The organism is Brachyspira pulli (genome assembly GCF_036997785.1).
Taxonomy (GTDB): Bacteria; Spirochaetota; Brachyspiria; order Brachyspirales; family Brachyspiraceae; genus Brachyspira; species Brachyspira pulli.
The window spans coordinates 1-24,716 of record NZ_JAWLQI010000050.1; the positions used below are offsets into that span (position 1 = coordinate 1).

General features: G+C 27.0%; 19 protein-coding genes. 5 read left to right on the plus strand and 14 right to left on the minus strand.

Annotated features, from left to right (window positions below; all coding sequences use genetic code 11):
• Window positions 1-343: 343 nt before the first annotated feature.
• The 4 genes from R4K56_RS10815 to R4K56_RS10830 all read right to left on the minus strand — a co-directional run bounded on the left by R4K56_RS10815 (window position 344) and on the right by R4K56_RS10830 (window position 6,014).
• Window positions 344-1,492, minus strand: a complete 1,149-nt coding sequence (locus tag R4K56_RS10815) for a cell surface protein (protein WP_335772573.1) — start codon at window positions 1,490-1,492, stop codon at window positions 344-346.
• Window positions 1,493-2,321: 829 nt separating this feature from the next.
• Complete coding sequence (locus tag R4K56_RS10820) at window positions 2,322-3,455, minus strand: cell surface protein (RefSeq protein ID WP_335772572.1); 1,134 nt, start codon at window positions 3,453-3,455, stop codon at window positions 2,322-2,324.
• A 527-nt stretch (window positions 3,456-3,982) separates the two neighbouring features.
• Window positions 3,983-5,101 (minus strand): ATP-binding protein, encoded by a 1,119-nt coding sequence (locus R4K56_RS10825; RefSeq protein WP_297300083.1) that lies wholly within the window; start codon window positions 5,099-5,101, stop codon window positions 3,983-3,985.
• A 43-nt stretch (window positions 5,102-5,144) separates the two neighbouring features.
• Window positions 5,145-6,014 carry a DMT family transporter gene (locus tag R4K56_RS10830; protein WP_335772571.1) on the minus strand — a complete coding sequence of 290 codons (870 nt, stop codon included), beginning with the start codon at window positions 6,012-6,014 and terminating at the stop codon, window positions 5,145-5,147.
• A 205-nt stretch (window positions 6,015-6,219) separates the two neighbouring features.
• On the opposite strand from R4K56_RS10830, the gene R4K56_RS10835 reads away from it, so the two are divergent.
• Window positions 6,220-6,966 carry a DUF3108 domain-containing protein gene (locus R4K56_RS10835; RefSeq protein WP_335770131.1) on the plus strand — a complete coding sequence of 249 codons (747 nt, stop codon included), beginning with the start codon at window positions 6,220-6,222 and terminating at the stop codon, window positions 6,964-6,966.
• A gap of 383 nt (window positions 6,967-7,349) precedes the next feature.
• Here R4K56_RS10835 and R4K56_RS10840 read toward each other — a convergent pair whose 3' ends face one another.
• The 5 genes from R4K56_RS10840 to xth all read right to left on the minus strand — a co-directional run bounded on the left by R4K56_RS10840 (window position 7,350) and on the right by xth (window position 11,343).
• Window positions 7,350-7,559, minus strand: a complete 210-nt coding sequence (locus R4K56_RS10840) for a DUF1858 domain-containing protein (RefSeq protein ID WP_335772570.1) — start codon at window positions 7,557-7,559, stop codon at window positions 7,350-7,352.
• Window positions 7,560-7,632: 73 nt separating this feature from the next.
• A complete protein-coding gene (locus tag R4K56_RS10845; protein WP_335772569.1) occupies window positions 7,633-9,753 on the minus strand; it encodes a tetratricopeptide repeat protein in 2,121 nt (706 codons plus the stop codon).
• A gap of 10 nt (window positions 9,754-9,763) precedes the next feature.
• Window positions 9,764-10,084: a YggT family protein gene (locus R4K56_RS10850; RefSeq protein WP_335758229.1), complete on the minus strand. Its 321-nt coding sequence runs from the start codon at window positions 10,082-10,084 to the stop codon at window positions 9,764-9,766.
• A 37-nt stretch (window positions 10,085-10,121) separates the two neighbouring features.
• Window positions 10,122-10,457, minus strand: a complete 336-nt coding sequence (locus R4K56_RS10855; protein WP_335758228.1) for an STAS domain-containing protein — start codon at window positions 10,455-10,457, stop codon at window positions 10,122-10,124.
• Window positions 10,458-10,557: 100 nt separating this feature from the next.
• Entirely contained in the window at window positions 10,558-11,343 is a 786-nt protein-coding gene (xth, locus tag R4K56_RS10860; protein WP_335758227.1) for an exodeoxyribonuclease III, read from the minus strand.
• A 194-nt stretch (window positions 11,344-11,537) separates the two neighbouring features.
• On the opposite strand from xth, the gene R4K56_RS10865 reads away from it, so the two are divergent.
• Window positions 11,538-12,422: an MBL fold metallo-hydrolase gene (locus tag R4K56_RS10865; RefSeq protein WP_335758226.1), complete on the plus strand. Its 885-nt coding sequence runs from the start codon at window positions 11,538-11,540 to the stop codon at window positions 12,420-12,422.
• On the opposite strand, the gene R4K56_RS10870 is transcribed toward R4K56_RS10865, so the two are convergent.
• Genes R4K56_RS10870 through R4K56_RS10880 form a run of 3 tightly spaced genes read right to left on the minus strand, consistent with a single transcriptional unit; the run spans window position 12,423 to window position 14,590 of the window.
• A complete protein-coding gene (locus R4K56_RS10870; protein WP_335772568.1) occupies window positions 12,423-13,295 on the minus strand; it encodes a hypothetical protein in 873 nt (290 codons plus the stop codon).
• An 18-nt stretch (window positions 13,296-13,313) separates the two neighbouring features.
• Window positions 13,314-14,114, minus strand: a complete 801-nt coding sequence (locus R4K56_RS10875) for an MgtC/SapB family protein (protein WP_335760710.1) — start codon at window positions 14,112-14,114, stop codon at window positions 13,314-13,316.
• 59 nt (window positions 14,115-14,173) lie between these two features.
• Window positions 14,174-14,590, minus strand: a complete 417-nt coding sequence (locus R4K56_RS10880) for a PTS sugar transporter subunit IIA (protein WP_335758223.1) — start codon at window positions 14,588-14,590, stop codon at window positions 14,174-14,176.
• Window positions 14,591-14,740: 150 nt separating this feature from the next.
• Between R4K56_RS10880 and R4K56_RS10885 the strand changes: the two genes are divergently transcribed.
• A complete protein-coding gene (locus R4K56_RS10885) occupies window positions 14,741-15,193 on the plus strand; it encodes a protein-tyrosine phosphatase family protein (RefSeq protein ID WP_297300499.1) in 453 nt (150 codons plus the stop codon).
• An 85-nt stretch (window positions 15,194-15,278) separates the two neighbouring features.
• Here the strand turns inward: R4K56_RS10885 and R4K56_RS10890 are convergent, their stop codons facing one another.
• A complete protein-coding gene (locus R4K56_RS10890) occupies window positions 15,279-17,120 on the minus strand; it encodes a methyl-accepting chemotaxis protein (protein WP_335772567.1) in 1,842 nt (613 codons plus the stop codon).
• A 362-nt stretch (window positions 17,121-17,482) separates the two neighbouring features.
• Here R4K56_RS10890 and metG point away from each other — a divergent pair, with 362 nt between their 5' ends.
• Together metG and R4K56_RS10900 are read left to right on the plus strand one after the other, a co-directional pair.
• Window positions 17,483-19,438: a methionine--tRNA ligase gene (gene metG / locus R4K56_RS10895; protein WP_335772566.1), complete on the plus strand. Its 1,956-nt coding sequence runs from the start codon at window positions 17,483-17,485 to the stop codon at window positions 19,436-19,438.
• A 26-nt stretch (window positions 19,439-19,464) separates the two neighbouring features.
• Window positions 19,465-20,232 (plus strand): cell division protein FtsQ/DivIB, encoded by a 768-nt coding sequence (locus tag R4K56_RS10900; protein WP_335758799.1) that lies wholly within the window; start codon window positions 19,465-19,467, stop codon window positions 20,230-20,232.
• Window positions 20,233-21,251: 1,019 nt separating this feature from the next.
• On the opposite strand, the gene R4K56_RS10905 is transcribed toward R4K56_RS10900, so the two are convergent.
• Window positions 21,252-24,389, minus strand: coding sequence for a PD-(D/E)XK nuclease family protein (locus R4K56_RS10905; protein WP_335772565.1), 3,138 nt, complete (start codon window positions 24,387-24,389; stop codon window positions 21,252-21,254).
• Between the last annotated feature and the right edge of the window lie 327 nt (window positions 24,390-24,716).

Below are 24,716 nucleotides of genomic sequence, written 5' to 3' on the forward strand. Positions count from 1 at the left end.
TATAAACTTTTGAATTTTATTCATAGCCCCGCCCTTTTTCCTTTGTTACTCTGTTCTGACATTATAACCATAATTTCCCTATTGCCCAAAAAGAAAAAGCACACCCACCCAAGTTTTTTTTAAATTTGTAACCTACACAACGCACGATGGACGGAATTTTATTTATTGATATATTTAAAATTTTAACGCCATTTATTTTTATAGCCTGTTCTGCGTGCGATATAAACTATAAAAAATTTATAACGCTGAAGACGGAAAATAAACTATGCAATGAAAAAGGGAGACCCTTTCGAGCCTCCCTCTGTTTAGTTATATATACTCTTATTACTTAAAATCTAACTAATTATTCAGCAGCACCTAAAGAAGGTAAATACCAAGTTATACCAGTAGAAGTAGCGAATTTAACTCCATTATCTGTATAACCAATAGGATCCGTACCATCATTAATTCCATAGTTACCTACATCAGCTTCGAAATACCATTCTAAGTCTTTAACAGGAGTTAAGTATAATTCAGCATAAGCACCCCAAGCAAGTTGATGTCTTAAATTAGCGTCTTTAGCACCTGAAACAGTATAACCTACAGATGGTTCAAACCATACACTTACTATATCAGTATTAGCACCTAATCCTAATACTGGAGCTATAGTAAATTTATAAGCACCTACATCTTCAGTAGAATCAGCTGAATAAGGAGCAACATCATATGTAGTATTATAAAGAGAAGATGTATTATTATAATAAGAACCTACATCATAAGAAGAACCTTTTATAGATGTTTGATATACTAATTTTAAGTATGGATTAACATTAACATTTCCAATAGTAGTGTTTAAGAAATATAATCTTAATTCTAAACCTAAAGAAGAAGCAGCATATTTAGTAGCATCAGCACCAGCTGAAGTAAATCCAGATTGACCGTATTTGAAGTAGAATCTTATAGCATTGAAAGCATCTATACCAGTATAATATCTTAATTGTACATCAGTTCTTATACCCATATAATCTTTAATACCATTAAATAATGTATTATATCTAGTTGCATCTTGTTGTTCTTTAGTCATATAAGCTATTTGGAAAGGTATAGCTATTCTTAAATTATCATTTAAAGCATTGATTGTTAATACTGGAGTATGTATACCAGAACCATCAGCGTTTTTCATAGTGTAATTATAACCAAGACCTATACCGAATGCTGGAGAAGTATAACCAATACCCATAGAAATAGTTGGCTCTAATTTAGACCAATCATCATTTTTATCTTTGTTACCAGTATAAGCATCAAGAATAGCTCCGCCTGTATTACCTTGGAAACCGAAAGTACCTTTAATAGTACCGTTACCAAGAGTGAATCCTAATTGATCCATTCTAGCTCTTAATTGATTGCCATGTACTAAGAAGTCAATCCAAGAATCTGCATTACCGTACATACCGAATGCTGAAGCACTAGCTATAGTTATTAAAGCCATAGCTGTTAATAAAACTTTTTTCATTGTTTTTTCTCCTAAAATTTTTTTATATAGTTAATGCCGTCGGGCAGTTAACTTCAAAAATATTTTAGGAAACAACAAAAATTAGAGGATCTTTGTTGTTTCCGAGATGTTAGAACCTTTAAGCATAATTCTAACAAGACTATAAAAAATTAGTGAGAATAATAAGATTTAGAGGATCTTTATTCTCGGCAAAATTAAGAGGGCATTAGGAAACCATTAATTTTGCAATATGTATATTGTTGGGAATAATAAGGATTTAGAGGATCTTTATTGTTCCGCGTTTGGGCAAAACTGATAAACATTATAAGCAATCTTTTTTAAATGTCTATCATAGTTTGTTTTACCTATAACTTTATTCTAATGAATTTACATAAAAAAGTCAACACTGCTTATGTAATTTTTTGAGAATTTTATTTAATAAGGAGAGTAATAACCAATAAAAACAGCAATTTCTATCACATGTAAAATAAATATTATAATTTTTGCCATTTTTTCAACTATGTAATTATATATTTTTTCCTTCATATATATGTAAATATGACATTAAAATTACATATATGCAAGTCAAAATATTTTTTAATTAAACAATCAAATCTCATATCAAACTATCAGCAATATGAAATCATACCACAAAAAACTATATAATATTAAACTTGTTTCAAAACTAATTTATCTGCTTTTATGAGGATTTATTAATTAATAATAATTGATTTATAACAAACAATACTAATATACATATAAACACGATAATTAAATATCGTAAAACACAAAATAAAAAGGGCTCAAACTTTTCAGTTTGGGCCCATTAATTTCTAAACTTAATTATTTATTATTCAGCAGCACCGAATGAAGGTAAATACCAAGTGATACCAGTAGAAGTTTCAAAGTATACTGGAGTAGTTTCACCATTATGACCATTTATACTATCTAAGTCAGTATTATTAATGTTCATTTCGAAGTACCATTCTAAGTCTTTAACAGGAGTTATGTATAATTCTGTATAAGCTCCCCAAGCTAATTTATGAGTTAGTCCAGCATCTTTCATTCCGCCGCCTGATACTGTATAACCTATAGAAGGTTCAACCCATAAGCTTACTATATCACTATTAGCACCTATACCTAATACTGGTTCAATTGTAAATTGATAAGCATTATAATCACCAACTTTAGTACCTTTTTCATGAGCACTAGCTATTGCTGTATTATAGTAAGAAGAAGATGTAACACCCCAACTATTTCCTTCTAAAGCTGTTTTATACTGTAATTTTAAATATGGATTGATGTTAACATTTCCAACTGTAGTGTTTAAGAAGTATAATCTTAATTGTAAGCCTAAAGATGAAGCAAAATATTCTTTATTATTTGCTTTATATCCAGCTTGACCATAGTTAACATAGAATCTTATAGCATTGAAAACATCTATACCAGTATAGTATCTTAATTGTATATCTGTGCTTATACCCATATAATCTGTTCTATCAGTTCTATTATTTACTTGATCATATACATTACCTATATTATCTGATACAGCTATTTGTATAGGTACTGCTATTCTTAAATTGTCATTCAAAGCATTGATTGTTAATACAGGAGTGTGTATTCCTAAATCTTTACCTACCCAAGTATAGTTATAACCAACACCAATACCAAACATATCAGAAGTGTAACCTATACCAGCAGATATTGTAGCATCTAAAGTTGTATAGTTGTAATCAGAAACAGAATTTCCTGTAGTAGCTTCAAGTATTCTACCTATAATGGCAGTAGAAGTTTGTGATCTGAAACCAAATGTACCCTTAATAGTACCATTACCAAGAGTGAATCCTAATTGGTCCATTCTAGCTCTTAACTGATTGCCATGTACTAAGAAGTCGATCCAAGAATCACCATTACCGTACATACCGAATACTGATGCACTTGCTACGGTTAATAGAGCCATAGCTGTCAATAAAACTTTTTTCATTTTGTTTCTCCTAATTTTTTTATAGTCTTTTACGAGTGCCTATTGAGAGATTGCTTAAAGACTCAATAGACACCATAAAGATCCTCTGCTTATTATTGTATAGAAAACTTTATAAAAAGTCAACATTTCTAATAATAATTATATAAAAAATAATCTTTTTATAACATAATTACATAAATAGATTTCATAACTTCATAAACTTTTGAATATTAAAGATAATTACATATTCATTTTTATGCTTTTTTTTCGAGATTATTAGGCTTAAAAATATTTATATTACTATATAAAAGTATTTTTTTACACCTAAAATATATTTTAAAATTACATATTAAAATCATAATTACAACAAACACACACAATATATAAAAAATACAATAACAATAAAATCACATTAAAAATTATAAACTTGTATAACTTATTAATCATATAAATAATATTTTTATATATTCTAAGATCATTTATGCAATAAAAAAGACTAAGGGAATAACCCTAAGCCTTTAAATTATCCTTATATATTTAATCACTTATTATTTAATTAAATCCCTGCTTTCATAATACTCCTTCCAACGCTTGCCGAGTTTTTCAGCTTTCATTTTTACAGAGTTATTAAAATAGTTCTTCAATTTAGGCAAATCATCTTTATTTTCTTTTGCCACACTTCCTATTAAATTTTCTACAAGTGTAGACATTTTTATTTTCTTATCACCATAATAATATGAATGCAATGCTGACTGATAATACACTGAAACTGCCTCAGCCGTACTCATTACAGAATTTAATTCCTGTATCTTAGCATTTTCAAAACTCTTTCCGCTTCTTAGCTCATTAAATGTAGTGGCAAGTACATCTACAACATCATACTCTATATCAACATCAATATCAGACAACTCTAATAATGTTTGGCATTGGCTTGTTATTATCTCGCCTTCTAATTTTGGATTCTTTATAGGTTCTACCGTTTCAAAATTAAATCTTCTTTTCAAGGCACTGCTCATTTCATTAATACCCTTATCCCTAGTATTGGCAGTAGCTATTATATTAAAACCTGCATTTGCAAACAGTACTCTGTTTTGTTCCGGTATATTCATTATTTTATCGCTTAATATACTTATTAATGAGTCTTGTATTTCAAGAGGACATCTTGTTATCTCCTCAAATCTTGTTATTACTCCCTGACTCATACCGCTGTAAACTGGGGAAGGAATTAACGCTTCTTCTACTGGGCCTTTGGCAAAAAGCATAGCATAGTTCCAAGAGTATTTTATATTATCTTCATTAGTTCCTGCTGTACCTTGTATTGTTATAGTACTGTTTCCGCTTATAGCTGCAGAAAGTAATTCACTTAACATTGTTTTAGCAGTTCCAGGCTCTCCGACAAGCATTAATCCTCTATTTCCTGCCAATGTTATAATAGCCCTTTCAACTAGAGCGTCATCTCCGTAAAATTTTCTCTTTATCTCTACACCGCTTTTTAATTTCTTACCTAATATAAAATCCCTTATAGCCTGAGGTGATAATTGCCAGTTTTTAGGCTTGCTGCTTTTATCCTCTTTCTTCAAGGCTTCAAGTTCATCTTTATAAAGTTCCTCCATTAAAGGCTTTTGATGTATTTGTTCTTCTGTGTTATTATCTTTCTTTACTGCCATAAAAAACTCCAAGTATTATTATATATTTACACCCTATACAAAATTATTGTGTAATAGTTTTTCTCTTTTCCCACAAAAATAAACCTATACCAAATAGTATAACCACTATACCTATAAACTGCTTTAAACTTACAGTTTCATGCAAAATAAAATAACCTAATATACAAGTTCCTACCGCCTCGCCTAATATAGTCATTGATATAACAGTAGCCGGAAAATATTTCAAAAGCCAAGTAAATATCACCTGTCCAAGCAATGTTGATATCAAAGTTATTCCAAATATATTAAGCCAAGTATTTAAAGAATATCCTGTAAAAGGTATTTTCATTATTAATGATAAAATTCCTAAAAATATAAATGCAAAAAAGTAAGTCAATGTTATCCAGCTGAAAGTGGATAATCTAGCCCTAGTATACTGCCCTATTATAAAATAAGTGCTTATAAATCCAGCCGATATAAAGGCGAGCAAATCCCCAATCAATGCCCTGCTGCTTAATTGAAAATCACCCCACCCTATTATTACAGAACCTATAACCGCTATAATAAAACCTAATACAGCCAATTTTGTATAACGTTCTTTAAAAAATAAATATCCTGCCACAAATGCAAATAAAGGCTGTAATGTTACAATAACTGTTGAGCTTGCTACCGATGTAAGATTTAAAGACTGGAACCATAAAAAATAATGAAGTGCTAATGATATGCCTGATATTATTCCAAGTATAATTTCTTTTTTACTTAAAGACAGTAATTCTTTTCTAGTATCTTTTTTAGATATTGTAAATATAAATATAACACAGAAAGAGAAAAATATTCTGTAAAATGCCATTATAGATGAAGGAGCATTGGCAAGTTTAACAAATATTGCTGATGCGGATAATGCCATAACTCCAATAAGTAAAAATATTCCCATAACTCAAAAACCTAAAATAATGAAAACAATAATATATTAAAAAAAATACTATTGCAATATTACAAACCATTTTATACAAAAAATAATTTAACATCATTTTTTTACATAATTGTAAAATAAATTTAAATTTATCTTTGACAAAATATCAAATTTTCAGTATATAATAACTATAAGATATTTTATTTTTGAAAGGAGATTGTATTTTATGAAAAAATATATTTTTATATCAATAATATTAATTTCAAATATTGTATTCGGATACAATCAAACATTTAAAGTTGGAGAATATATAAAATATGATGTTTTAGCTCAAGTACCTGAATTTAATATAAGCGGAAAGGTTGGAATGCTTGAAGCTGAAGTACTTGCCATAAGCAATGTAAATGGAGTACCTGCATATCATTTATATGCCCATGTATACACAACAGGTGCTGCAAATTTTCTTTATAAGGTAAGTGATAAATTTGAGGCTTGGGTTTCCACAAATGACTTTACTCCTTTAGTTTTAACAAAAGATACTCATGAAGGCGACTGGACTAATAAAGAAAGTTTGGTTTTCCATAAAGACTATTATATATTCAATGATAAAAGAACTGTTGATGAAAAAATAGAGTTTAAAGGAATGGCTTTTGATGCTTTATCTTTAGTATTTTTCATGCGTTTTGTTGATAAAAATATTGGTACATTCAAAATTAATTGGCTCGAAGGAAAAAATGTTAAAAAGGATATAAGATTCACAATAGAAAACGGAGAAGATTTAAAAACAAAATTAGAAAAACAAAAATTATCTACAGTAAGAGTATATGAAAAAGATAAATACGGAACAGATGCCCTAATAGCAAAAGATAAATATAATCAAGTACCTTTAGATGTAATCATAGCAGAACAAAAAGTTTATGGTCTTACTATAAGGGTAAGAGGAATAATCAGGCAATATAAAGACGGAAAATAATAATGCGAGTCGGAGCCGGCAAATAAATTTATTTATTTGCTAATTATAGGCGGAGACGAGTATAGCAATAATAAAAAATAATAAGCGAGTCGGAGCCAGCAAATAAATTTATTTATTTGCTGATTATAGGCGGAGACGAGTATAGCAATAATAAAAAATAATAAGCGAGTCGAAGCCAGCAAATAAATTTATTTATTTGCTAATTATAGGCGGAGACGAGTATAGCAATAATAAAAAATAATAAGCGAGTCGAAGCCAGCAAATAAATTTATTTATTTGCTGATTATAGGCGGAGACGAGTATAGCAATAATAAAGATAGTATCAAAAAATATTAATGATACTATCTTTTTAATTGAATACTAATAAAAATTAATAAAGCAAATTATTTACTAGCTTCATATTTTTCATTTATTTCTTTAACTAAATTTTCAATAAGCTCATCATTCATACCATGACCGCGGCAGCCTTCTTCTAAGCTTTCCCAACTAGCAACATGACAGCCTACACAATGAAGACCATGACTCATCATTATTTCTACTGAATCTGGAAAGATTTGTATAATTTCACCTATACTCATAGTTTTGTTTATCATAATTATTTCCTTCTTTTGATTTTTTATATTTTTTAATTATATGTATATATAATATATATAATTAATTTTTTTGTCAAAGTATAATATTCAAAATAGGATAGAAGTCATTGAACTTTCTTATGTATTTTCTTAAATAAGACATATTCAATTCTCCAGCCAATTCCATTGCCTTATTCTCCATTTTTGACATTCTTTTTATATCATAATGGAAACCTAATCTTTTATATATTCTTTTTAAAGTCATTACTATATATAAATTATTATAATCTGCATTCTCAAATAAAATTAATGCCTCTTTCAAATCAAAACCTTCTATATTTTTAAGAGCAAAATATGAATATAACAATGCTATATGATCATGTGAATCTTTACCTTTCTTGTTAGCAATATCCTTCACGATTTCAAAAGCTTTATTCTCATCTTTATCAACACCTATTCCATTATAATAGCAATGTGCCACAAGTCCGCTTGCACATGAACATTTTGAATTATTTTTATCAGCAATTTCTTTTGCCTTGCAATATATTTCAAATGCCTTTTTATCATCTCTTTCTATACCGCGTCCAAGTTCATGACCTTTTCCCATAACTGTAAGTGCACATTCCAAAGTATTATCTATATCAAAAGCCATATTGGCAATTCCAATAGCTAACTCAGGATAAGGGTCTATAATATCTCCGTAAAATAATTCTTTTGCATATATGAAATATGATAAAGCATCATTCAAGCCTATTGCCTTTTTTAACATATAAATGCCTTCATCATTATATTGACTTGGCATATTATAAAGAAGTATCTCAGCTATAGAACGGTATATTGTTGCTTTATCTAATTGACTGTTCAAACAGCTTTTAAGATTCTGTAATATAAGTTCATAATCCTTAGAACCTATCATCTGCAATGAATCTGCATATATGAATTTTATATAATATATTTCCTCATCATCTTCATGAGTATATTCAAAAAACTCTTTACAAAGTTCTGCTGTTGTTTCATAATTTTTTAATTCATAATTAGAGAATATTAATATATAAAATGTAGAATGTTTATATTCGCTTTTATCAATATGAGATAAATATTTTAAAGCCTCTCTATAATCATCATCGCTTTGTGCATAATTATGATAAAGTTCTGCTATTTTTTCATATATCCAAGATTCCTGATTTTCATTGAGTATCTTTTTAAACTCGGATATAGCTTTTCTTATTTCTCCTTGATAAGAATATAAATTTGCTCTGTAATATCTATACTGCAAACTATTAATACCAAGCACATCTATTACTTTATCAAGCAAATAAAAAACTTCTTTTAAATCCTTACCTTCTTCCTGACTGTCCGGATAATATTTATCTTCATTTTCTATAATTAAATCATGTAAAGCCTGAATCTTTCCAAGCAATGCATTTAATCTGTATTTATTATTAGTTTTTAAAAGTTCATTATAATTCTCTATAGCCTTTCTATAATTACCCTTATTAAAATACCATTCAGCCCTTTCATAAATTGAATTATAATTTTTATTGTTAATCTCAACTGCCCTATCAAAGAAGAATATTGCATCATCATAAAATTCTGAATTTGAACCTCTTTTTGCAAGTATAATGCCTTTAAGGAAATAAGCATCATCATAAAAAGGATAATCATATATAAGTGAATTGGCTTCTATATCCGCCTTAGGAAGTATATTAAGATTATAATAACAAAGACCTCTTTCAAATCTTGCTATTCTGTTATCTTCAACATTGCTGATAAAATCATCATAATACCCTATAGCTTGATGGAAATCTGCCTCATTCTCACCATTATTCAAATAACTGCTTGCTAGTATTAGTAATGCATCATAAGCAGAAGAATCTTTTTCAAAAAGTATTTGAGCATATTCTCTTTCTTTATTGATATTTTTTAATTCCCTATTGAGATACATTAATCCTCTATAGGCATCTATTATATCAGGGTCTATGTCTATGGATTTGCTAAGATCATATTCTATTGTGGAATATATTAAAGCCCTTCTGGCATCATATTTAGTATTGTCGAATTCCTCATGCTGAAGACCTATAAATGCGGATTTACCTCGCATATAAAATGCTCTGGCATTATCCGGTTCTTTAGATATAATAAGGTCTAGCTCCTCTATAGCTCTTTTATAATCACCATCATCGATATATTTGTTTATTTCATCTAAAGAACTCATAATAATTTCTCTATGCAACAATCCTTAATAAAAATGTAAATACCATTTTAAGTACTAAAGGAGCAACCATTTGAAGAAGCAAAAGAAATATCAAAGGCGATATATCTATAACTCCTATTATAAGTTTGTCTCTAAAATTACCGAAAACTTTATCTATTACTCCATCAGTTATTTTATAAAAGAAATTTACTATTGGATTATAATAATCTAAATGAATAGCTCCAAAAGCTGTTAGCCAACTTATAATAATCCAAATAAACCATATAAATGAATAAAGCCTCAAGGCCTGCATTAATACTTTATATATAAAAACTATAATTTCTGCCAGCATATAATCCCTATTTATTATTTATTTTTTTATCTATTTTTTATTTACTTATCTTACTGAGAGCCTCATTGGCATTATCTGCTGTGCTTACTATAGTTAAAAATTTAGTAGCTTCAAATAATGCTCTTAACTGTTTGCTTAAAGAACAAAAATAAACAACTCCGCCATTTTCTCCGGATACTCTTAAAGTAGATGCTATTAATCCTAAAGCAGATGAACACATATATTCAATATTATGAAAATCGAATATAAAGTTTAAAACGCCTGCATCTTTCACACTATTTAATTTTTCTTCTAATATATCAACATTTTCAGATATGATATTTTTTTCTACATTTATAATGGCTGTTTTATCTTCAATGATTGTGCGAACCATGTAAACTCCTTTACATAAACAAAGATGAAAAAAATAGAACTATAATTATAGCTTTTAATATTATTATAAAACTTCAAAAAATCAAGTAATTTTTTATTTATTACTTTTTATCCCATTCTATCAGTATAGGACAATGATCGCTGCCCATTACATCTGTTAAAATATCCGCTCTTTTTATATCAGGCACCATTTCATTATTAACAAAGAAATAATCGATTCTCCAACCTACATTCTTTTCACGTGATCTTGTTTTCATATCCCACCAACTATAATGTCCGCCTTCTTTAACAAACATTCTGAAAGTATCAGTAAAACCTTTATTCAAGAATTCAGTTATTTTTTCTCTCTCCTCTGGTAGGAAACCTATACTCTTTTCATTCTCTTTAGGTCTTGCCAAATCTATAGCTTCATGGGCAATATTCATATCACCGCATAATATAACATTAGTTTTTGATTTTAATTTACTTAAATGTTTTGTTATCTCATCATAGAAAGAGAGCTTATATTGGAAATGTTCTTCTGACTTTCCGCCGTTTGGGAAATATACATTAAATATAGTAAAATCATCAAATTCTAATGATAATATTCTTCCTTCTCTGTCTGTGAATTTACTTCCTAATTTATTTTTAATTTCTTTATTAGGTTTTAATTTTGTGTATATAGCAACACCGCTGTATCCCTTTTTTATTTCAGGGTCAGCAGGATTAATAAAAAGCTCATAGCCTTCTATATTTCTCAAATCTTCAGGAAGCTGTTCTTCAAAAGCCTTAGTTTCCTGCAAACATATTATATCAGGATTTTCTTTCTTTATAAAATCAACCAATCCTTTTTTATGTGCCGCTCTTATTCCATTTACATTCCAAGATATAATTTTTAAAAGACTCATTGACAAAACCTTTATTTTTAATGAATGATTATATAGATTTATATATTATAAACTTTATGCAATAATAATACAACTATATAAAAATCATTTAAAATTAAAAAAATAAAATAGTGATAACAAGATTGATTTTTTTTTATTATTGTATTATTATATGTATTATAATATAATTATAAAAACAATTTTAAGGCAAAATTTTGAAAGTACGATTTCTTGGAAGCAGAGGCTCTATACCAACTCCTGGTAATAGTTTTAGTGAATACGGCGGTAATACATCTTGTATTCAAGTAATAGACGATGAAGGCAACTATATAATATTAGATGCTGGAAGCGGACTTAAAAATGCCAGCTATTATGCTTTAAAATCTGATAAAACAGAAAGTATAATACTTTTAACTCATTTCCATTGGGATCATATTATAGGCATACCTTTCTTTGCCCCATTCTTTTCAAATAAATATAGTTTTACTATTTATGGGCCTAAAGATTCTTCTACAGAAATGTATGATACTATAAACAATATACTTGCCAAAGATTACTTTCCTATTAATCTTGAACAATTTGCTGCCAACTTAAAATTTGAAGCATTTTACGAGGGCAAGAAAATAACTTTCGGAAATATGACTATAGAAGGTATGTGGGTTAATCACCCTTGTCATACCCTTTCATATAAAATAACTTCTGGAAATAAAACAGTTGTATATCTTACAGATCATGAGCCTTATAAAAAACGTCTTCATGCTCAGCACCCTTCACTTTCTCATTATAATCATAATGCTGACTTGCTGCATGCTAGACTTATAGATTTTGTAAGAGGTGCTAATGTTCTTATTATAGAAGGGGAATACACTAAAAGCGAATATTATAACGGACATGTAGGCTGGGGACATTCTACTTTAAATGATGCTATACAGGTTGGTTTAGATGCTGATGTTCCTTATGTTATACTTCACCATCATAATCAAGAAAGAACTGATGCTCAAATAGACCTTATACATAATAAATTGATGGCTTTCCTTAAAAAAGAAGAAATTGATTTACAATTGGCTTTCGCTAAAGAAGGTTCTTACATCAATATATAATTATAAAATATTTGCTATATCTTCAAAACTTTTTATATTATTATCAGTTGTAATATAGATATTTCTGCCTGATTTTATTCTGTTTTTAAATATATCAATTAAATATTTACTACTCTCTTCTAAAGAAAAGTTTTCTATAAACATATTAGAATTATAATATTTAAAAAATATTTCTATCAAATCATTTCTATTTTTTATATTATTAAAATTTTCTTTTATATTCAACTCATTAAGTTTAAAAATAAAATCCTTAGTATATAAATTTTTACTATTAGCATTTTCTAAATCTACATTATAAAAATCATAATCAGATATATACACATTACTGTATAAATTATTAGTAAGAAGAATTTTTATAATATTTTGAAGTACTGAAATAAAAACATCTATCTTCCTGCTGAAAAATACCTTGCTTGAAAAGCCTTTTCCATTATATATGAAAATAATTTCTATAATACTGCTTTCATCATTAAAAGAAGAATTAATATTTATACTATTAATAGAATCATATTTAATATTTAACTTTTCTATATTTAAATGACTATGCTCAGCGAATAAGGTTTTTAAAATATTATTTTTATTACTGTCCAAAATCTCATTAACAAAATCAACACATTCTATTAACATCTCATTATCTATACATGCATTATATTGATAATGCTCTATTATACCGCTTATAATTTTACTTATTAATAGAATTTCATAATCATTTATTCTGTAAAAATTAAAAAAATGAAAATCTGTTATATACCAAACAATATCATATATATAATTGTATTCGCTAGAAATAATATTTAATGGATAAATAGTTATTTCTTTTTCTTCAAAACATTTATTATCTATTTCTAAATTTTTTATATATATTTTTGCCATTGTTATTATTAAAAAATATTATTTTATAGAGTTCAAATCAACTTTATCTCTCATATGTTTTAGCATTTTTATAGGTTTTATATTTAAACTTTTCAATATAATTTCTATATTATGAAAGTCAAGACTAGGAACAAATATATTAATTTTACTTATTATATTAGGAGATACTATATTATCTTTTTTAATCTCATTAATATCAGAAGTATTTTTCCAGCCTAATATCTGCATTTTTAAAAGTCTTATACCAAATTTTTCAATTTCAGTTTCAATATCAACCTTTGAAGAATATTCAACAACATAAACTATAGACTTTTCTCTATTAGCTATAAAATAAGGTATAAAGAATCTATAAATAGAAGTACTTAAAAATATACAAATACAGCCTATAGTAGATATAACCCATTGTCCAGAACCAATAACTATACCAAGACATGCAGTAACCCATACTATAGCAGCAGTTGTTATACCATGAAGTTTTCCTCTGTTTTGTATAATCATACCTGCACCAAGAAAACCTATACCAGAAACAATTTGAGCAGATATTCTGTTATAATCTGGTGTAGTGTATAATAATTCGCTTCCCATTTTTATAAGCTCTTGATTCTGAAGCATTATAGCACGGGCAAATACATCTTCATAACATGATAAAATAGCAGCACACATACAAACTATACTTGTAGTTCTGCTTCCTATAGGCTTACCATGCTGAGCTCTCTCCCAGCCTATAAATATCCCCATAATATATGCTACTAATATTCTCATTACAATATCTACTATACTGTAATCAGCTAGTACATATTTAAGATAATCTATAAACATTAAATAAATATCCTACAATAATATCATTTAAGAATATTATCGAAATAATGATTATAAAATTATAAGTCTATATCTTGGTATACATCATTATCATTCTTTTTATATAATGTTATAGAATCCTTAGAAACACTTATAAGTTCATCAATAAGTTTGTTGTCATCTGAATCAGAAGAAAAATATTCTACAACCATATCCAAATTCATACCGCTAATCAAACAAATATTATCACTCTTTCTATAGAATTTACTTGCTATATTAAAAGGTCTGCCGCCATATATATCTGTCATTATTATAACATATTTATCTTTATATTGTTCCAAAAGATTTTTTAATTTTTCTTCTACTTCTACAAAAGTATCCTCTGTTTTCATATCAATAGCATCATAATTAGATAAATCACCAAGAACCATCTTTGTAGCTTCTATAAGTGCAGATGCTAAATTACCATGACTCATTAATATTAAATTGGGTTTCATAATAATCCTCCTGTACTTAAATCAATTTATCTCTCTTATTATAAATATAATAATTGTTTCACATTATTCAAATTTAATTGAATGGGAAATTTACCAAAAAATATAATAATGGTTTATATAAATTCATACTATTTAATGGAGTTTATAAAAATGCAGAAAGTATATGAAAATCTTTATGTAGGAAATGATAGAGATTGTATGGAATTTCAGGGTGCAATAGTACATGCCTGTCAAAGCTGTTTTGCAAGAGGAGTTCATGGCAATATAGGAGATAAAAAAGTATTTGAAAGCAATAATGATCTTTATTTAAACCTATTAGATATATCAAGCCTTTCATTTGAATACGGCTTTCCTATGATAAAGAGATCTATGGAATTTATAGATGAACATATAAAAGATATGGACGTATTAGTGCATTGCAATTTTGGAATGTCAAGATCTCCTTCTATAGCATTATTATATATGGCAAGAAAAGGATATATAAATAATAGTTCATTCAAAAAAGCATTTGAAGATTTTCATAAAATATACAGTTATTATTCACCTGGTTTTGGTATGCATAGATATTTTGATAATTATTGGCAGGAAATAATGAGTTTTTAATTTGTAAAAAGTTTATAATTATAAAAAGAGGCAATGAACAAAAATAAATGTCCATTGCCTTTTTTGTGTGTATATATTTTAATAACTAAACAGATAATTTGAAGAATGAAATACTTTCCTCCAATTTTTTAGCCCTATCTAATAGGTTTTTTGACAAATCACTAGATTTAACTGCCAAAGAAGCATTTTGTGTAGTTACACCTTCCATACTTGTAATGGCAACACTTATTTGATTTACTCCAGACTGCTGTTCTAAAGCTGTACTAGAAATATTTTCCATTAATTGAGAAGTATCTCTAACCTTACTTTGAAGTATTTCAAATAATTCCTGAGATTTCCTTGCTGTTTGTGTAGCATTATGTATTTGCTCTGATGTATTATCCACTAAATTAGTAATATCTTTAACTGAAGCCTGAGTAGTTTGTGCCAAATTCCTAACCTCTGAAGCAACAACTGCAAATCCTTTACCCTGATCTCCAGCACGTGCTGCCTCTACTGAAGCATTTAATGCAAGTATATTAGTTTGAAATGCTATATCTTCTATTATCTTTGTTATGTCTTTAATCTTTTCACTTGATGCATAAACCTTTTCTATATCTGAAGAAGTTTGAGAAATTATATCTGCCGCATCTCCAATATAATTTATAGATTCATTCATCATATCTTTACCAGTAATAGCATTTTCTGTTGAAGCCTGTATAGTAGATACTATTTCCTCTACACTTGCTGCTGTTTCCTCTAAACTTGATGCCTGAGATTCAGTTCTGCTTGATAATTCCGTACTGCTTTCCATCATACTTTGTGAAGAAATAACTATATCTTTAGCTGATTCATTTACTTCATTAATAACATCAGCCAATTTCTGACTCATTACAAAGAAGGCATTTTCTAATCTTCCGAATTCATCTTTTCTTTCTTTCTTAATCTCTTTAACTTCTATATTTCCTTCTGATATTCTTTGTGCCTGTTTCATTAAGCTATCTAAAGGCGACATAGTTTTCTTTATATAAGCCACTGTAAATGAGTTAATAAATAGTATTGATATTATACATATAATAGCAGCTATCCTTATCATTCTTATATTTTCTCTATATATAACTCTATTATCCATAGCCATTGTTAATGTCCAAGGCATTTCATTCATGGTGGTATAAACTGCTGTTCTTGATGCTGTTTTAGATTTATAATTAATAACACCTTGCGGTTTATTATTCTTCTTTATTAACTGATAATATCCGCCGCCATTTTCATTTATATAATCAAAAGTATCTATAACTATAGAACCTTCACTATCTAAAGCAAATAATCTTCCTGTTTCATCTAATTTCAATTCTTTTAATTTTAATATAAGTTCTTCCCAATTTAAAGTCATATAAATATAGCCTATTAAATTGTTATTATAATCTCTAACTCCAGCAATTATACCTAATGACCATTTATTATCAGCAGTTGATTTTACTATTTTACTGTCGAAAGCAACATCATTATTATTATTTTTTATATTAGTTAAAAGTCCGGGTCTTGTATTTTGAATATTTTCACCTATAGAAACATTTTTACCATTATCAAGTATAATTCCGTTAGTATCTGTTACCCCTATGTTTAGAGAAAATCTATTAATAGATTCAAATTTTTCTAATGTATTTCTTAGTTGTAGATTGGCATTTGTGTTTGAAATATTAAGTAAATAATTAATAATAGCAGGTGTTATAGCATAAGTCTTTATAAGAGTTTTATTATCAGCAAGCCAAGAATCAAGCATAGATTTATAACCTTCTATAGTGCTGTTAAAACCTGAAAATGTTGTCTTGCTTACACCTCTATATGACCTATATGAAAGTGATACTATAGTAATAATCAAAATTATTGTTGTTATTATACTTATAGTAAGAGGCATTTTAAATCTTATAGAATGTCGCTTTTTCATAAAAATAATCGCTCCGTAACTTTTTGTACTCTATTTAAAATAGAATATACTCCTTTTAACTAAAAACCGTTTTAAATTATATTTGGTGATATTATTCAAAAATAATTATTATATAATTTTTTATATATGTAATAAAATATCATCATTAGTTTACATAAACCATATATATATAGATAATTGTAAATATTAAATTGATATTGTTTTAAGAATTGTAAATAAATATAAAAAACAAATAACTTATTATAAGTAATAATCAGAAATTTTTTAACTTTACAAAAACTATTAATTTTAGTATAATGGTTTTGCTTTTAAAATCGAGCAAAATAATTTTTTATTCATAACTTAATAATGGAGGCATACAAATGACAGATAAAAAGTTTTATATTACCACTCCAATATATTATCCTTCAGATTATTTACATATTGGTCATTGCTACTGTACTATAGCTACAGACACTATGGCAAGATACAAAAAGATAATGGGATATGATGTTTATTTCCTAACTGGTACAGATGAGCATGGTGAAAAAATAGCAAGAAAAGCAGAAGCAGCAGGTACTACTCCAAAAGCTTATGTTGATAATATTGTTAATGCCACTAAAGAGTTATGGAAAAGACTTCATATCGATTACAGTCATTATATAAGAACTACTGATGATTATCATGAAAGAAGAGTACAAAAGATATTTAAAATCCTTTATGATAAAGGATATATTTATAAAGGTTCTTATAAAGGCTTATATTGTGTAAGCGATGAAGCATTTTTCACAGAAAGCCAAGTAGTAAAAAAAGATGACGGAAAATTCTATTGTCCGGACTGTGAAAAAGAATTAGAATATAAAGAAGAAGAATGTTATTATCTTAAACTTTCAGAATATGGCCAATGGTTAATAGATTATTATAAAGAACACCCAGAGTTTTTAGAGCCTAAAGAAAGACAAAATGAAATGCTTAAAAACTTCCTTTTACCAGGTCTTGAAGATTTGGCAGTTACTAGAAAAGGTTTACAATGGGGAATACCTTGTCCTGTAGACAGCGAACATAGTATATATGTTTGGGTTGATGCTTTATCAAATTATATTACTGCTTTAGGATATCCTGAAGAAGGACAAGATGATTTATATAAAAAATACTGGCCTGCAAATGTTCATTTTGTAGGTAAAGAAATAGTACGTTTTCATGCTATTATATGGCCTATAATGCTTAAAATGCTTGATATACCTTTGCCTAAAAAAGTATTCGGTCATGGCTGGGTTCTTTTTGATGACGGTAAAAAAATGAGTAAAAGCAGAGGAAATGTTGTTGATCCTAATAAGTTAATTGATAAATACGGTGTTGATGCTTTAAGATATTTCTTAATGAGAGAAATTAATTTTGGTTCTGACGGTTATTATTCTCAAGAGGCTTTCTTAAAAAGAATTAACAGCGATTTAGCTAATGATTATGGTAATTTATGGCATAGAATCACTACTATGCTTGGAAAATATTTTGACGGTGTTCTTCCTAATGAATCAGAAAGTGTTTACGGCGACAGAGAAAAAGAATTAAAGAAAATGGTTCTTACTCTTGATGCTAATGTTGAATCTGCTTTGGATAGTTTCAAATTCCATGAAGCATTAGCACATATTTGGGAAGTAATCAGAACTACTAATAAATATGTTGAAGAAAGTGCCCCTTGGAATTTGGCTAAAGATGAAAGCAAAAAAGAACATCTTGCTAATGTAATGTATATTTCTTTCCAAGTATACTATATAGTAACTGCATACTTACAAATATTCTTTATTGAAACTCCTAAAAAAGTATTCAATAGATTAGGACTTGGCGACAGTGTTCCTTTAGATACTGCAAAACAATGGGGTTCTTTAAAAGCCGGAATAAAAATTGAAAAAGGAGATCCTTTGTTTAATAGATACGATATAGAAAAAGAAATAGGTGCAAGCACTAAAGAAAATAAAAAACAAGTTAATCCTCCTAAAGAAGATAAACATAAGCCTAATATAGAAAAAGAAGATTTTGACAAATTAGAATTATTAACAGCTAAAATATTAGTTGCTGAAAAAGTAGAAAATGCTGATAAACTTCTTAAATTTGTACTTGATATAGGTGAAGGCGAACAAAGAGTGGTTGTATCTTCTATAGCTGAATATTATAAACCTGAAGAAATGGTTGGAAAAACTGTTCTTTATTTAGCTAATTTAAAACCTAAAAAGTTTAGAGGCGTTACTTCCCATGGTATGCTTCTACTAGCTGATAATGGAAAAACTCTTTCTCTTATGACTACAGAAAAAGGTTTTGATGCTGGATGCAGCGTTAATTAAACTGTTTATAAAAAACTAATATTATAATGAAAAAATTTCAAGAGAATAAATTAAGAAGAAAACTAAAAAAAAATAAGCTTACCGATAAGCAAAAAAGTTTTATAAAAAGAATAGTTCTAATTGCAATTTTAATCGTTATAATATTAGTTTCAGCTCTTATAGTTAATAAGGCTAGAATTTTAAGGGTAGAAATAAGAGGCTTAGAAAGATTAAATGCCATTGATATAATGGAAGAAGCTAATTTATCAAAATACAATAATATAAGCCTCTTTAATATACCAAAGAAAGATATACAATCAGATATAGAACAAAATATCAGAATAAAAGTAGAAAATATAAAAGCTTCATTCCCTGATTTGCTTATAGTAAATGTTAAAGAAAGAGAAACTTTATTTTTATTAGAATCAAACAGAGGAATATATCAAATAACTGATGACGGTTATGTAATAAGAAACGAAGCTATTTATAATTATGATGTTCCTTATATAACAGGTCTTACTATAGATGCCAACCCAAATGAAAAAATAGAAAATGAATATGCTAAATATTTATCATCTGTTATTTATGAATTAAAAAAAGAGCATAATGAAATATATAATTTAATATCAGAAATCAATGCTTATGGTAATGATTTGATTCTCTACCCTAGAGGCTATCAAGTACAAGTTATATTAGAAAAATATGTCAAAATAGATAAATTCGTAGACTTGGCTGCTATATTAAAAACTGTGCAGTATCAAGATAATAAAACCCACAGAATAGATTTAAGATTTAAAGAAGCTATAGTTAATTAAACTTTTTCTCTATCTATTTAATTTCAATATACTTCATAAAAATTGCGGAGCATATTTATACTTTAGTATAAATATATTTTCAGCGCAGCAATTTTTATTTATGATAAATAGATTTAAGATTTAAAGAAGCTATAGTTAATTAATATATTTTTTATTACAAAATTAATATTCAATAACTTTATAAAAATTGCGGAGCATATTTATACTTTAGTATAAATATATTTTCAGCGTAGCAATTTTTATTGATAATAAATAGAACAACAAAAAATTGACAAACTTAAAAATTTTTAGTATATACCTAAACAACTATATTTTGTCAAAAATAAAATTATATTTTTGTTTTTATATATGGGGCTTTGCCCACCGCTCTGCGTGCTTACGCAATACCCCAGTTCTTTTACGACCGGAGGAAGTACTGTAAGTATTGGTATAAAAGAACCAAAAGAACTGCATTTTTATAGGTTATACCCTATATTTAATAGGAATGTTTTTAATATAAAGTTCTAGCAATTGCGTTTTCGCGAAGCGTATCCGAGCTTGTCGAGGATATAGCTACTTTGACAAAGTCCGCAGAGCGTGTGCGGCAAAAAGTAGATAATTCTATATAAAGTGCATCAGTTGACAAAGTTAAAAATTTTCAGTATATATTAAAAATTTTTATTTATAATAAATATATATATGAGATTCAAATAATACATAGTCAATTAAAAAATAATTGTAAATTTTTTTAAAATATTTGCATTTTCTGTAAAAATTATTATATTTTTAATATAAGAAATGTGAAAAACAAACACAATATATGAATATAAAATAACAATATTTAAGTTTTAACAGAAACGGAGGTATAAATGACAAAATTAATCAACACTATAAACCATCTTTTCTTAGACGAAAAAGAATACAATTTATTAATAGATGAATATAACTATATCCTTAATAATATAGCAGAAGAATAAATTTCATGTTTCCTCTTTTTGGTGCCTATGTACTTTATAAAAAGTGCATAGGCTTTTTTAATACTATTCATCTTTTTTATACACTTTAGGACAATATTTTGCATCATAACAATCAGCACAAGCTGTTTCACTAGGTATGCGTAAAAGTTCACCGTCTAAAATTTTTGTGAAAACTTCATCAAAATAATTATATAAATTATATTCACTGTCTATATAACCGCATACAGATAAAAGAAAATCTCTATCACTTCCATATTTCTTATTATCTTTTTTGCTGCTCTTTTTAATATCAGCTTTTATACTGTTTATAAGTGTCTTTTCATTATAAGCTGTAAATACAACCTCGCAATGTTTTATTTTATCTGCTATATCATTTTTAATATATTTATCTAAAATTAATTTCAAATAAAGTATAGGCTGTAAATATGTTGTTATAATTTCTTTTATATCATATTGTTTAGGTTCATCTATATAATTCGCTTTATAATCTACTATTCTAACCCCGTTAATATTTTTATACTCACTATCAGAATAACTAAAATCTATTCTATCTATTTTACCTTTTATTTTTATACATATATCTCCATTTTTATAAACTATTGAATCGTTTTTATTATTTTGATTATTTTTATATATACCAATAGGTTCCTCAAATGAAGCTGGTATATAATGGTAACCTTTTTCATCATTCTCTTTATTTAAGATAATCTCTTTTTGTATAAAATAATACATTGCATTCATTGCTTCTTCTTTGATAATATTCTGATCCAATTTATACTCCAAGAAATATTTATCTTCCAAATCTTTTTTAGAATATAAAGTTACTAATCTATTAACATGTTCTTCTATAACCTCATTTGCTATATTGCAGTAAGTATTAAATTCACTTTCTTTAAGAGAACAATCATTAGTCTTTGAAGTTTTCTTTACTTTATTATAAAAATTCTGTAAAAAACTATGATAAGTAGTCCCCTTATCCATATAGCTTATTCCCTGTATTCTTGCCTCTACAGAATTTTTACTGTATAAATTAGAATAAAAATATTTAGCAGGACATTCCATCACCCTCTGCAAATCTGTAACAGAAATAGCTTCTTTAAACTTATTAATGAAAAATGATTTTATTTCTTCGCTATCTTCTACAAAATCAGAATACCCTACTTTATTTCTTTTATGATAAACTTTTTCTATTATGCCTTCCAAATCATCAACTTCTGCTCCAACATCATTATACAAAAATAAGCTCATCATATTTTCTTTTTTTGTATGAATATTATCCGCATTTTGTATATATTCTTTTCTGTATATAAGTCCGTTTTCTTTTAAACTTTCAAATTTAAAATCATCGCTGTAAAGTTTATTGTATAAATCTTCTAAATAATAAAATGGAAGTTCTAAATTGCCTCTCTCATCTTTAAGCCTAAATGAGAAATAAACCTTACTATCTTCATAACAGTATGATAAAATATTCAAAAATAATGCATAAGAAATATCTGATAAATAATGCTGAGTATTAAAGGCAATTTTTTTTACATCTTTATTTATATTCTCTCTTAATTTATTGCTTATAAAAAATCCGTTAGGTCTTCTATTAATAAAATCATTATTCATACCCAACATAAATAAATATTTAAATCTCAATCCTCTAGCATCGTATAAATTACTAACTGTGATAAATACTCCATTATCTACTTCGTCCATAAGCGACTTATCTCTTAAAAGTACATTCAAAGCTGTATGGAAATCAAAATGTGTTATCTCCTCTTCTTTTATAGCTTCTATTTCTTCCGTATTTGATATTTGAAGTATAAGGTTAATAAATAATGCTAATGCTTCATTGTCCCTATGATGATATTTTTCATCTTCATATAAATCTGATATATTACCTATATCTAAGAATTTCAAAATATTTATATAAGCAAGCCCTATCTCTTTATAACTTTTTTTAGAAACTAAAATATTAAGCAAATCCAAAAATTCTATTATGCTATTGGAAGCCTCATTATTATTAAACTTCTTTGCAATCTTATATTTAAAATCGCTTAAAGACATTTTTGAATATATTTCTACATTATTAAACTCATCGTATTTATCATAAGCATAAATCAAATCTCTTATATTATAAGGATTAATGCCTTTAAGATTTTTAATATATGGAGAAGATATAACCTTTATTAAAGCATCAACATCTAATTCTCCATTATATTTATCAAGTATCAAAAATATAGAAGTCAATATTGGAATTATTGGTATTCTCCAAATAAAGTTAGCTCTTCTTTCATTAAATTTAATATTGCATTCATTTAATCTATTTGAAACTATATCGCTGTATTTTTGAATGTCTGAAAATATTATACCTATATCATATAAAGCGACACCGTTATTAATTAGTTTTATTACCTCATCTACAACGGTATCTACTTCCTGTTTAGCTCCAAATCCTGCTATAAACTTTATATTATCCTTATATATAGAATCATCACTGTAAGTAAATAAATTATCTTTGTCTAATAAATACTGAGAAAAATCAGAATTATAATTCATTTCAAAATTATCAATGCCCTGATAAAATGATTTATAATTAGGAAAATATTTTTTCATATCATAAGGCATTACAACTTTAACATCTATTGTATAATATTTCTTTAAGCTCTCCAAAAATATTAAATGAAGCGGAGGAATTTTTTCAAATCCGTAAATTGTTATTTTATCGTATTTGCTTAGATACTCTAATTCTCTATTTTTTATTGCATCTATAAAAAGCTCAAATATATCGAATTCATCAAGGAAATTATTTTCTCTGTTATATTCCTTATATTTTTTTATAATATCATTAATCTCTTTTAAATTATCATAATAATCAAATTTAAAATCATAAAATTTTGCTAATGTGGTTTCTTCTATAAGTTTATACAAATTATATGCTAATTCATAAGTAATATTATGCTTTGCTATTAAAGAATCTTTATTTTCTAATTTATAAGTATTCAAAACATTGTGAATATTAATTATCGCTATTGATTCATCTACATATTCTTTTTGATTTTCTATTTTATAATTTTCAAAAAATCTTTCTCTGCTGCTTTTATAATATCTATGCAGTATTTGATAGTCTGTTATATCTAAAGTATATACTTTGAATTTGTCTTTTAGATAATTATTTCTTGCTTTATAGTTTGGAAATAAAATTAATTCTTGCATAATAGAAACCACTTTTTTTGATTTATTATAAGTAAAAATATGACTTTTGTCAAAAGCTGTTTTTATTATAACTAACTGCTAATTATACAGAATGATTGTATATATCACTGAAAATAAAATTATATTTTTTATAATATAAAATATAATCTAATATTGTTAGAATATGTTTTAATTGTAAGATAAATTATTAGTTTTTTGTATAATAAGTAATCAACCGCACACTTTACAGTGCTTCCTTTGGTCGCGTATAAAGAAAATTCGTTAAGAATAAGCGATACCGTGCGGGCTGCCACTACGGCTAGTAGTTGACAAAGTTAAAAATTTTTG